We start from the raw sequence: 12,303 nt of genomic DNA, 5'->3' as shown, positions 1-12,303 counted from the left end.
AAAGGCCCCAATTAATGGGGCCTTTTTTTATGTTTTATTTCGCATCCCGCCAGTTATTGCCATTCACGTCCTGAGCGAGACGCTCAAGGCCTCTCTCAAATCGGTCAAACATCTCATTGATCTGTTCTTCCGTAATGATGAGGGGCGGGCAAAGTGCAAGATTATCACCCGCCACAGCACGGCTGATGACGCCTTCTTCTTGAATATAGCCATACCCAGTTGGACCTACGGCGCATGAAGGGGCAAAAGAGCGTTTTGTCTCTTTGTCGGCAACAAGTTCAATCGCTCCCACAAGACCAGAGACACGAACCTCTCCGACCAACTCATGATCTGCGAGCGCTTTAAAACGTTTTTCAAAAACAGGCGCAACTTTTTGAACATGAGCGATCATATTTCGCTCTTCCATCAATTCAAGAGTACGCAAGGCCACAGCTGCTGGCACAGGGTGGCCAGAATAGGTATAGCCATGGGCGAAAGCACCATGGGTCTCGCTTTGCTTGACCATGCCGCGGAAAATCTCTTCTGATACCATAACCGCAGCAATTGGAAGGTAGGCGCTGGAAAGGGCCTTGGCACAGCTTAAGATATCAGGTTTTATACCGTAGGTTTCTGTTCCCCACATATTGCCTGTACGACCGAAGCCACAGATTACTTCATCTGCGACCATCAGAACATCATACTTCTTGAGGACAGCCTGAATTTTCTCGAAATATCCTTTTGGCGGAACGATAACCCCGCCTGCGCCCATGACAGGCTCTGCGATAAAGGCCGCAACGGTGTCAGGACCTTCTTTCAAGATCAGCTCTTCCAGCTCAACGGCCATGCGGGTCGCGAATTCTTCTTCGCTCTCTCCGTCTTTGCCAAAGCGGTAATAATGAGGACAGCTTGTGTGAAGAATGTTTTCAATAGGCAGATCAAAATCATTGTGAAGCGGTGGCAGACCTGTCAGGGAAGCTGCCGCAACAGTAACCCCGTGGTAGGCTTTTTGCCGGCTGATGATTTTCTTCTTCTGGCGGCGTCCTAAAGCGTTGTTGTAATACCAGATCAGTTTGACAACGGTATCATTTGCCTCGGAACCTGAGTTGACGAAAAACACCTTTGAAAAATCGGCGGGAGCAATCTCGATCAGTTTTTCGGCCAACAGAATACCAGGTTCGGTCGATTTGCTGGCAAAGGAATGGTAGTAAGGCAGTTTCTGCATCTGTTTGGTGGCCGCATCAATCAGTTCCTGTTCACCAAACCCAAACGAAGTGCACCACAGGCCTGCTAAGCCTTCAATATACTCTTTCCCATTGTCGTCATAGACATAAATGCCCTTACCTTTTTCGATGATCAGGGGGCCGGTTTTTTCATGTACGGACAGATTTGTGTAAGAATGGATCAGGTTTTTAACATCGCGACTGGCAAGGGAATTACCTTGCCGTAAATCTGGGCTGCTCATGAGTACCTCTCCGAAATGGGGATGAGTTATTGATGGTTTTCTGTGAGGCTAGCTTCCGAAAGTCTGCGCGTCAAACACTGATGATTGTTGTGGTGAAAACATTTTTCTGCCTAAGATAAAGAAAAGGAAAAACGGGGGGATTATGGGATCGTTTAAACTAACAGCAAATGATGGGTTGGCGCTTCATATCTATGAATGGTTGCCAAATGGATCGCCAAAAGCGGTGGTGCAAATTGCCCACGGGATGGCGGAACACGCCGCACGATACGAGCGTTTGGCGCTGTTTCTTAATGAAGCGGGGATTGCGGTCTATGCCAATGATCACCGCGGGCATGGAAAAACGATCCCGGAGGGAAATATTCCTGGTCACATGGCGGATGAAAAGGGGTGGGAAAAGGCGGTTGAAGACTTGCACCTGATCAATCGGGAAATAGCCGCCCGTCATCCAGAAACACCCATAATGCTGATGGGGCATTCCATGGGATCGTTCATGACACAGGATTATTTGGCAAGATACAGTGACACACTTGCTGGTGCCGCTTTGTCAGCGACCAATGGCCCTCCCGGTACGCTGGGAAAACTTGCTCAATTGGTATCGCGTATCGAGAAGCTCAGGAATGGAAACGAGGGGCATAGCACATTGCTTGCCAATATGTCCTTTAAGGCTTTTAACAAAGCGTTTGCGCCAAACCGTACAGAGTTTGATTGGTTAAGCCGTGACGAAGCGGAAGTCGACAAATATGTGAACGACCCCCTCTGCGGTTATGACTGCTCCATTGCAACATGGATTGGATTGCTGGATGCCCTGACCCGTATTGCTTCAGATGACGCCCTTGCAAAAATGAATAAGGAACTCCCCATTTATGTGTTCTCAGGCACAGATGATCCTGTCGGGGAAAAGACAAAAGGGGTAGAGCGTCTGATTAAGGCCTACAAGAAACGTGGCTTTGGCAAAGTAACGCTCAAATACTACCCGGATGGTCGTCATGAGTTGTTAAATGAGACCAACCGGGATGAAGTTATGACAGATCTACTCGGCTGGGTCGAGGACGTGATCGCTAATAGCTGATTTCTCCAGCAGTCTGCGCTCCCGCTCTTTCAACATTTTGGACGTCATGCGGGAGCCATCTTCACTCCAGCCCGGAGGTCCGAAGATATAAAAGAAAACACCCTTCAGGCTTTTCGCGCTAAAGACGTCCTTGAAAATGGCAATCCATTCGTGAAAGGCGACAACTAGCGGATTGAAGCTCGCCAGTTGTTTGACGATACCGTATCGGCAAGGTTCAGCTTCATCTTCAGGAACAAAGGATCCGAACATCCGATCCCAAATAATCAGAATACCCGCATAGTTGGAATCCAGATATTTGGGGTTCGTTGCGTGGTGGACCCGGTGATGCGATGGTGTGTTGAAAAACCACTCAACCGGCGCCCACATCTTGTTAATCGCCTCTGTATGGATCCAGAATTGATAAACAAGGCTAATGCCTTTTTGGAAGACAATCAGGGGTGTTGGAATACCTATGAGCGATAGTAGTAGCCAGGGAGCCCACGTGCCGGCAATGTCGCTTGTCCAACTCTGCCTGAGGGCTGTTGACAAGTTGTAATACTGAGAGGAGTGGTGATTGATATGGGCAGCCCACCAAATTCTATGTTCGTGGCTCCAGCGATGGAACCAATAATAGCAGAAATCCTCTGCAAAGAAGACAAGAACAAATGCGTACCAAGCATATCCGATTTCAAATAATCGATATTCGTAAACCCATGCAGAAATACTTGCGACGATGCCGAAATTGATCAAACCAAATGTAAAATTCCCAAGTCCCATAAACAGGGACGTTGCCGTATCTTTCGCTTCATAATCCGCCTTTTTCGGATTGAATTTTCCAGCAAACGCCTCAATAACTATGAGAATGACGAAGACGGGAATGGCAAAAGTAACTGGATCAGGCAGGGTCATCAGCTCGCACCTTCCGTTTCCAAAGTAAATTTCACTGCTGAATGGGCGATGTCCTGTCGTCTTACGGTGACGGATTTATCACTTTTGGAAACATCCTGTTCTGAAAGGTTCTGTACCACCAATCTATCTCCAAACCCCCTAAGTAGGTATCTGTGTTTACCTTCAGTATCTGTTGCCAAGGCGTATTTCTGATCGGTATCAAAAGTTAGAGTGTAATTTCCAAACTCTGGATCCTCAGCAGTTAAGTGCTCTTTGCAAATCTCTGTTGTGAGCGTAGCCGACTTTGGGCCTGTAAGAAGGCGTATAAAGGCTATCAGAAAAATGACTGCCACAAGCGCGGAAGGTATTAGAATTTCCAGAGGAATAACCACGTATTTCCAGCCCCATTGTCTAAGTGTGATCTCGAAATACTAAGGTCAACTGGATCCAATTTCCAAGTAAATTGATGAACTAACTATCGAGAAAATAAATAACGTAACGTATTCATTTGTTTAGCGTCAGTTCTACAAATACCTCCGAATTTGTTTGTGGTATCATTAAAAAAGAAAAAACTAATATATGTGTTGAATATGGCAGGGAGTGCGATATCTTAGAAATTGTGTGGGAGGGATATGGGGAAATCAACTATGCCGAAATTAATCTACGGAATTGTATCGTTAATCGGGGTTTTGTTTTCACCTCAGGTAATAGCTGGGGAGCAAAAAGTGATTTGCCGTGCGGAAAATCATTTTGTGCATAAAGAAGCCAGTAAAACAGTTGAAAAAATCTATACTCAGCTGGGATATAAAGTTGTGTTCAAAGATTTCCCTAACCGCCGAGCACTGCAATTGGCTGCTGCTGGACATTGTGATGGAGAAGTTGGGCGTATACCCTCAGCGCCTGCAAAATACCCAACTTTAAACAAAACGGACAAACCCATAATTACCATTAAAGCGTATGCTTATAGCTTGCGAAAAGAAGTGAATGTTGAAAGTTGGGATGATTTGATGCACATGGATGTGGCCATCGTGCGTGGTGAGTTATATGCCGAACGCAATGTGAAAGCCCGAAAAACCTTTTACGCAGAAAACTACATCAAGTTATTCGAATTGTTAAACCTTAGGCGGGTTCAAGTTGTCGTCGGATTGAGTGAAGGTGTGAAACAATTGACACTTCATACGCATGTCAGACGGTCTGAAGCTCCTCTGTTTAGTAGCCACCTTTATCATTTGGTGCATAAGAAAAATGCTGATCTGCTCGCGCGCGTCAATGATGCGATGAATATGCTGATCAATTAACGCTTTTTGGTGGAGATGTTACAAATCTCAAAGTTAATGCGCGCCACTGTGCACAAGACAAAATAAAATTCAAGCTTGCGAACCTATGTTGTGCAATAGGGAGTGAGGAAAAATAATTTAGTTGGCATGTCAAGGCCCCACGTTTCCTTCTTTACGAAACAGAACAGTTTTCGTATCCTGCGCGCACAAATGTTAAAAAGAAAAATCAGGGAAGAAAATAATGTTAGGTCTCGTTCAAGATCGTCCCCTCCTCATTTCATCTCTCATTGAATATGCGGCCTTGAACCACGGCGACGTGGAAATTGTGTCTCGTTCTGTGGAAGGTCCTATTCATCGGACAAACTACCGAGAAGTTAATTTGCGTGCCAAGAAAATGGCGCAGGCTCTTTTCAAACTCGGCGCAGAGTTTGGTGATCGTATTGGTACACTGGCTTGGAACGGGTACCGCCATCTGGAAGTTTACTTTGGTATCTCCAGCATGGGTTGCGTGTGTCACACAATCAACCCTCGTCTGTTCCCTGAACAGATCACTTACATTGCAAACCACGCCGAAGATCAGTTCATCTTTGTTGACCTGACATTTGTTCCTTTGCTTGAAGCTGTTCAAGATCATCTGGAAGGCGTTAAAGGTTTCATCATCATGACGGATGAGGCTCATATGCCTGAAACTTCCCTTAAAAATGTCCATTGTTACGAGATATTGATCGACGGTGAAGATGGCAATTATGAATGGCCAGTGTTTGATGAGAACACAGCGTCCAGCCTTTGTTACACTTCTGGTACGACAGGCAACCCTAAAGGTGTTCTGTACGCGCACCGTTCTACTGTTCTTCACAGCTTCTGTGTATGTACAGCTGATGGCCTCGGTGTTGGAAACCGTGACAGCATTTTGCCAGTGGTGCCGATGTTCCACGCAAATGCTTGGGGTATCCCTTATGCGGCTGCGATGGCTGGTGCCAAAATGGTCATGCCAGGTTCTGAAATGGATGGTAAATCCATTTACGAATTGATGGAGCAGGAACAGGTGACCTTGTCTGCTGGTGTTCCGACTGTCTGGCTGATGCTGCTGGGTTATGTGAAAGAAAACAACCTTCGCTTCTCTTCCATGAACCGTACAGTTATTGGCGGTTCCGCGGCGCCGCGCTCCATGATTGAGACTTTCGTGGGTGAATATGGCGTTGAAGTTTGCCATGCCTGGGGCATGACTGAGATGAGCCCACTTGGTACAACCGGTAACCTTCTTAAGAAGCACGAAAATCTCTCTGAAGAAGAGAAATACAATATTCGTCAGAAGCAGGGTCGTATCGTCTATGGTGTAGAGCTCAAGATTGTGGATGACGAAGGTGTCGAGCAACCGCGCGATGGTGTCGCATTTGGTCGTTTGATGGTTCGTGGTCCATGGATCACCAGCGGCTACTTCAAAGCCGAAGGCGGCGATGTTGTGGATGCAGATGGCTGGTTCGATACTGGTGACGTGGCAACACTGGATCCGGATGGATATATGCAGATCACCGACCGCTCCAAAGACGTGATTAAATCTGGTGGTGAGTGGATTTCATCTATCGATGTTGAAAATGAAGCCGTCGGTTGCCCAGGTATCGTTGAAGCGGCCGTGATCGCTGTCCCTCATCCAAAATGGGATGAACGCCCGCTTGTGATCGCCGTGAAAGAAAAAGGTCACGCGGTTACCAAAGAGGATCTGGTTCATCACTTGGAAAATTCTTTGGCGAAATGGCAGTTGCCTGATGATGTGGTGTTCGTTGACGAACTTCCACACACTGCAACTGGTAAACTTCTGAAGACCAAACTTCGCGAAGAATATAAAGACTACAAACTGCCAACTGCGTAGTTTGCATTTTAAAAGACCGAAGAAAGGCCAGCTAATGCTGGCCTTTTTTGTTGTTCGTATTTTATTTTGAACGATCAGTCTTGAATTTTTCTGTGAAAGCCGTTTCTATGGGATATTCATTATAGAAAAGGTATTCTGATGAGCGGAAAGAACAAACAATATAAACTCGCAGCACGTCCAGTTGGTACACCCAAAGACTCCGACTGGGAATTTACAAGTTCAGACATTCCAACAGCAGGCGACGGAGAAGTGGTGGTTAAGGTCCATTATGTTTCTCTGGATCCCGCTATGCGTGGATGGATGAATGATGCCAAATCCTACATCCCTCCCGTTGGCCTCGGTGAAGTTATGCGCGCAGGCACTGTGGGTGAAGTGATCGAAAGTAATAATCCGGCATTTAGTGTAGGGGACTGCGTGACGGGGTATCACGGGGTGCAACAATACGGTAAGTCTGACGGCAAAGATTTGGTGAAAGTGGATCCAAACCTCGCACCTTTGCAAAGCTACATTGGTGGTTTGGGAATGCCAGGCCTTACCGCTTATTTCGGCCTTACCGATGTTGGTGCCGTGAAAGAAGGGGACACGGTTCTGGTATCCGGTGCCGCCGGTGCAGTTGGATCCATGGTTGGGCAGATCGCAAAAATCAAAGGCGCACGCGCTGTAGGTCTTGCAGGTGGTGCAGATAAGTGCAAATACGTTGTGGAAGAGCTCGGCTTCGATGCTTGTATTGACTACAAATCACCAAATTTCCTTAGCGATTTGAAAGAACCTTTAAAGTCTGGCGTAGACGTTTATTTTGACAATGTAGGTGGTGATATTCTGGATATCGCCCTCGCACGTCTTAACCGTCATGCACGTGTTGTAATCTGTGGTGCTATTTCTCAGTACAACAACACTACACCTGTTCAGGGACCGGTTAATTACCTGAATCTTCTTGTGCAACACGCCCGTATGGAAGGCTTTGTTGTCTTTGATTACGTTAAGCAATATGGCGAAGGCAGCATGCAGCTTGGCAAATGGTACAGCGAAGGTAAGTTGAAGCTGAAAGAGCATATTGACGAAGGTATCGAAAACTTCCCGTCCACTTTCCTCAAGCTCTTTACGGGTGAAAACTTTGGTAAGTTGGTCCTGAAAGTTTCAGAAGATTAAAATGTCAATTTTTGCAAAACTGTTGAAAATCAGCAGTTTTGTAGATAAATAGATCCCATTCCTTAGCCAGCGAGACCTGACTTCGTTTTGTCGCGCTGGCTATTTTATTGGTTGCTGCTAATTGCAGGCAAGGCAACAAGTCCGGGATTGTTATGACGACACTTGAAGATCGTGTGGCCAATCGGCGCACATTTGCCATTATCGCTCACCCAGATGCTGGTAAGACAACGCTGACCGAAAAACTACTTTTGTTTGGTGGTGCTATTCAGTTGGCCGGTGCCGTGAAATCACGTGGTGAGCAACGACGCGCGCGTTCTGACTGGATGAAGGTGGAGCGTGAACGCGGGATTTCTGTTGCCTCCTCGGTGATGACTTTTGATTACGAAGGCAAGACCTTCAATTTGCTTGATACACCGGGCCACGAAGACTTCAGTGAAGATACATACCGAACGCTGACCGCGGTTGATAGTGCCGTCATGGTTCTGGATGGTGCGAAAGGTATCGAAAGTCAGACCCGCAAATTGTTTGAGGTGTGTCGCCTTCGGGATATGCCGATTGCCACCTTTATCAACAAATTTGACCGTGAGGCGCTTGATCCGTTTGAACTTCTAGATGATATCGAGAAAACGCTCGCACTCGATGTTGTGCCTGCCAGTTGGCCAATTGGCATGGGACGTAATTTCCTTGGTGTATATGATCTGTTCAATGACCGCCTTGTTTTGGTGAGTAAGGATAAAGACAACCATTTGGATGAGGGGATTGTCTGCAATGGTGTTGATGATCCGCAAATTGATGATCTGCTACCGGAATCTTACGTTGAAAAACTGCGTGAAGATGTTGAAATGGTGCGTGAATTATGTCCAGCCTTTGACAAGCAAGCCTTTCTCGATGGCACAATGACGCCTGTTTACTTCGGTAGCGCCATCAACAATTTTGGTGTTGAAATGCTGCTCAACGGAATGGCGGAAATGGCACCGTCACCCCGTTCTGCACCATCCGCGGTACGTGAGGTCGAGCCAACTGAAAAGAAAGTCAGCGGATTTATCTTTAAAATTCAGGCAAATATGGATCCAAAACACCGTGACCGTATCGCCTTTATGCGTCTTGTCTCTGGCCATTTTAAGCGGGGCGCTAAGCTGAAACATGTCCGCTCTGGCAAAACCATGGCGATCCATAATCCGGTTCTGTTCCTTGCGCAGGATCGGGAGCTGGCGGAAGAGGCGTGGCCTGGTGATATTATTGGTATTCCAAACCATGGAAATCTTCGTATTGGGGATGCCCTGACGGAAGGCGAAGATATTAAGTTCACCGGTATTCCAAGCTTTGCGCCAGAACTTCTTCAAAAAGTGCGCCCGGTTGACCCCATGCGCGCCAAACATCTTGGGCGCGCCCTTATTCAGATTGCAGAAGAAGGGGCAGCGCGTGCCTTTAAAACCCGGCTAGGCTCGGACTGGGTTGTCGGGGTTGTTGGTGCGCTGCAGTTTGAAGTGCTGGCAGACCGAATTCGGACGGAGTATGATATCCCCGTCAATTTTGAAGCAACAGAGCTATATACTGCCCGGTGGGTGGAGCATGAAGACCATAATGAGTTGAAGAAATTCCTGGATGCCAATCAGGCATCGCTTGCAGATGATCATGATGAAGCGCCCGTCTTTATGGCCCGTAATTCATGGCATCTGGAGCGTGCAGAAAAAGACTGGCCGGGGGTTGTGTTCAACAAAACCAAAGAACAACTGACTTAAGGGGGATTGCAAGATGCCATCATTTGATATTGTGTCCAAGACGGATCTGAATGAAGTCGACAATGCGCTGAACAATGTCTCACGGGAAATCGAAACCCGTTATGATTTTAAAGGCAGTAATTGCAGTATTGAACGTGCGGAAAGTGTTCTCACCATTCACGCGGATGATGATTTGAAGTTGCGCCAAATGCATGAACTGCTTCAAGGGCACCTGACGCGCCGCAAAGTGGATGCAGGTGTTCTGGACTATAAGGAACCGGTGAATGCAGCGGGTCAAAGTGTGCGTCAGCAGGTGATCGTCCGCGAAGGCATCGACAAAGAACTTGCGAAGAAACTTGTGAAGCAAATCAAGGGCAGCAAGATCAAAGTGCAAGTTGCTATCCAAGGGGATGAGCTTCGTGTGACAGGTAAGAAAAGGGATGAGCTTCAGGAAGTCATTGCTTTTTGTAAGGGGCTGGATGTGGGGTTGCCCCTTCAGTATGTAAACTTCCGCGACTAAATTTAAGGGAGGCATCGCCTCCCTTTTTTTATGAGCTGCTCAGGCTATATGTGTCGGTGGCTTCCAAGTCGCCATTACAGGTAACCTCACCGGTTTCCACCATCATGATGATGTGGGAATAAACGGACCTGGCTGCCGCAGGGTGCAGGTTTTCAGGTACATCCGCATACATCTTCTTCACCATTTCAGCAATTTTCATAGGGCCAGTGCCCAAGCAATCCCTGATTTGGTTCATACGATCATGTCGATGTTCAATAAGTCCCTTCACGAAAGGGTGCGGATCGTCGATGGATGGGCCATGTGTCGGCCAGTATTTTTCATGATCATGATCCAGGAGTTTTTCCAGACTGGCTAGATATTGGGTCATATTCCCATCGGGAGGGGAGACAACACTTGTCGACCAGCCCATAACGTGATCACCTGAGAAGAGGGTCTTTTCCTCTACCAACTCAAAACAGATATGATTGGAAAGGTGCCCCGGTGTGTGAATGGCGCGCATGGTCCAGCCGTTGCCATCAATAAGGTCTCCGTCATTGATTTTCACATCTGGAACAAAATCCATATCCCCGCCTTCTTCCGCTTTCCAGGCATCTTTGCCTCCACCATGAGGCCCAAAACCATAGGTGGGAGCGTTAATCTTCTGCTTCAGAAGTGCGGCGCCTGGAGAATGATCGTGGTGGGTATGTGTAATAAGGATATGGGTAATGGTTTCGCCTTTTGTGGCTTCCAAAATGGCGTCAATATGATCCGGATCGGCTGGGCCAGGATCAATGACGGCGATGTTGCCGCGTCCGATAATGTAAGTACCCGTGCCGTAGAATGTAAAAGCGCTTGGGTTTTGGGCGATCACTCGACGTATCAGGGGGCTAAGTTCGCTGCTTTTCCCATATTCAAATTCCAGCTCTCGTGAAAAGGGGATGGAGGCGGCCATATTCGTTCCTTCAGAATCTTGGTTTGGACTTTTCCCCAAAGATTAACCGTTGTTACGATTCTTTACGAGAGATGTTTGAAAATTTTTGGAAGGGGTGGAGATGGAACAAGATGCAACATTTGTTTCATGAAGAGATTTTGGAGTGATGGAATATTTATTTCAGTAAAATGTTAATAACGGCAAGCGTGCAGACTATGATGCGGAGTACATTTTATGAAAAAATCATATATGGCGTCAGTAATTCACGAAATAACTAGTATTAAATTTGTATGAAAGTTTGGTAAATATTATGAATTGCTGCATTGCAAAACGATATATATTTGCTATACAGTAGTAAAAATTAAAATAAAAAATAAAATTTAAAGAAAAATATCTTCTGGAATAAATAATAAAAAATTTTCTATTAAAAATAAGACTTCAATATTTGTTTAAAAGTAAAGATATGCTGTTGACGAAAAAATATAGTCCCCACTATAGTTTTTGATAAAGGGTCGCATCTGTCCGAATTAGTATGCGGCCCCTCATAAAGAAACAATAAGTATCGGACAATTAGGGGAGGCCGTTCTGTTAGAATTTTTGCAGTTGGTCATCGGCGGGGTGTCAATCGGTTGTATTTATGCGCTGGTGGCACTCGGTTTTGTGTTGATCTATAAAGCGACCGAAGTCGTAAACTTTGCCCAGGGTGAGCTTCTCATGCTCGGGGCATTTTTAGCTTATACATTTATTTCAATCTTTGGTTGGAATTACTGGGTCGGGGCCGCAGCCGCGATCGTATGTATGTTTTTTGTTGGTAACATGGTTGATAGGGTTGTTCTTAGGCCCGTGTTGGGACAGCCACAGTTTGCCATCGTGATGGTGACCATCGGATTTGGCTATGTGGCGCGCAGTGTCGCAGGTATGATGCCAGGCTGGGGTACTGAGACATACGCCATTGATACCCCATTTTCCGGGCAGGGAATGCAGATAATTCCTGAAAGTATGGGGGCATTGGTAATTGCTCAGACTGACCTTTCAGTGATTGTCGCAACCATCCTGTTTTGTATCGTCCTGTATTTCTTCTTCACCTATACAAAACTGGGTGTCGCAATGCAGGCGTCTTCTCAGAACCAGCTTGCGTCTTATTATATGGGTATCCCGGTTAAGTCTGTCTTCTCGATGATTTGGGGGATCAGTGCCGCCGTGGCCGCCGCCGCCGGTATTTTGCTGGCGCCAACAACCCTGATCGACAGCAATATGGGCTTCATTGGTTTGAAGGCCTTCCCGGCTGCTGTTTTGGGTGGGTTTGGATCCATCCCGGGGGCTGTTGTCGGTGGTATCCTTATTGGGATCATTGAAACTCTGTCCGGCTTTTATCTTCCTCCTGGCTTTAAAAACGTTGCGGCCTATGTGGTGCTGTTAGTCGTGTTGGTCGTTCGCCCGCAAGGTCTGTTTGGCGAGAAAACAGGGAAGAGGGTGTAA

General features: G+C 46.7%; 11 protein-coding genes. 7 read left to right on the top strand and 4 right to left on the bottom strand.

Going from position 1 to position 12,303, the window contains the following annotated elements:
- Positions 1 to 34: 34 nt before the first annotated feature.
- On the bottom strand, positions 35 to 1,441 hold the full coding sequence (locus GUA87_RS13800; RefSeq protein WP_193717186.1) for an aspartate aminotransferase family protein: 1,407 nt from the start codon (positions 1,439 to 1,441) through the stop codon (positions 35 to 37).
- Positions 1,442 to 1,583: 142 nt separating this feature from the next.
- Here GUA87_RS13800 and GUA87_RS13795 point away from each other — a divergent pair, with 142 nt between their 5' ends.
- Positions 1,584 to 2,510 (top strand): alpha/beta hydrolase, encoded by a 927-nt coding sequence (locus tag GUA87_RS13795; protein WP_193717185.1) that lies wholly within the window; start codon positions 1,584 to 1,586, stop codon positions 2,508 to 2,510.
- On the opposite strand, the gene GUA87_RS13790 is transcribed toward GUA87_RS13795, so the two are convergent.
- Positions 2,472 to 3,398, bottom strand: coding sequence for a sterol desaturase family protein (locus tag GUA87_RS13790; RefSeq protein WP_227712007.1), 927 nt, complete (start codon positions 3,396 to 3,398; stop codon positions 2,472 to 2,474). The two genes, GUA87_RS13795 and GUA87_RS13790, sit on opposite strands and share 39 nt — an antisense overlap.
- Positions 3,398 to 3,769, bottom strand: a complete 372-nt coding sequence (locus GUA87_RS13785; RefSeq protein WP_193717184.1) for a hypothetical protein — start codon at positions 3,767 to 3,769, stop codon at positions 3,398 to 3,400. The genes GUA87_RS13790 and GUA87_RS13785 overlap by 1 nt, the downstream gene beginning before the upstream one ends.
- Positions 3,770 to 4,024: 255 nt before the next feature.
- Here GUA87_RS13785 and GUA87_RS13780 point away from each other — a divergent pair, with 255 nt between their 5' ends.
- From GUA87_RS13780 to GUA87_RS13760, 5 genes are all read left to right on the top strand, one after another.
- Positions 4,025 to 4,675 (top strand): substrate-binding periplasmic protein, encoded by a 651-nt coding sequence (locus GUA87_RS13780; RefSeq protein ID WP_193717183.1) that lies wholly within the window; start codon positions 4,025 to 4,027, stop codon positions 4,673 to 4,675.
- 220 nt (positions 4,676 to 4,895) lie between these two features.
- A complete protein-coding gene (locus GUA87_RS13775; RefSeq protein ID WP_193717182.1) occupies positions 4,896 to 6,524 on the top strand; it encodes a 3-(methylthio)propionyl-CoA ligase in 1,629 nt (542 codons plus the stop codon).
- A gap of 138 nt (positions 6,525 to 6,662) precedes the next feature.
- Positions 6,663 to 7,673, top strand: coding sequence for an NADP-dependent oxidoreductase (locus GUA87_RS13770; RefSeq protein ID WP_193717181.1), 1,011 nt, complete (start codon positions 6,663 to 6,665; stop codon positions 7,671 to 7,673).
- A 152-nt stretch (positions 7,674 to 7,825) separates the two neighbouring features.
- Entirely contained in the window at positions 7,826 to 9,415 is a 1,590-nt protein-coding gene (locus GUA87_RS13765; protein WP_193717180.1) for a peptide chain release factor 3, read from the top strand.
- 13 nt (positions 9,416 to 9,428) lie between these two features.
- Positions 9,429 to 9,914 (top strand): YajQ family cyclic di-GMP-binding protein, encoded by a 486-nt coding sequence (locus GUA87_RS13760; RefSeq protein WP_193717179.1) that lies wholly within the window; start codon positions 9,429 to 9,431, stop codon positions 9,912 to 9,914.
- Positions 9,915 to 9,942: 28 nt separating this feature from the next.
- Here GUA87_RS13760 and GUA87_RS13755 read toward each other — a convergent pair whose 3' ends face one another.
- Positions 9,943 to 10,845, bottom strand: coding sequence for an MBL fold metallo-hydrolase (locus tag GUA87_RS13755; RefSeq protein ID WP_193717178.1), 903 nt, complete (start codon positions 10,843 to 10,845; stop codon positions 9,943 to 9,945).
- A gap of 564 nt (positions 10,846 to 11,409) precedes the next feature.
- Between GUA87_RS13755 and GUA87_RS13750 the strand changes: the two genes are divergently transcribed.
- The gene (locus tag GUA87_RS13750) at positions 11,410 to 12,303 is read left to right on the top strand and encodes a branched-chain amino acid ABC transporter permease (protein WP_193717499.1); all 894 of its coding nucleotides are present in this window, start codon (positions 11,410 to 11,412) and stop codon (positions 12,301 to 12,303) included.

The sequence above is a fragment of the Sneathiella sp. P13V-1 genome, assembly GCF_015143595.1.
In the GTDB taxonomy this organism is placed as follows: domain Bacteria; phylum Pseudomonadota; class Alphaproteobacteria; order Sneathiellales; family Sneathiellaceae; genus Sneathiella.
Note: the sequence above shows the minus strand (reverse complement) of the source record. Positions and strands in the feature narration are given on the sequence as shown.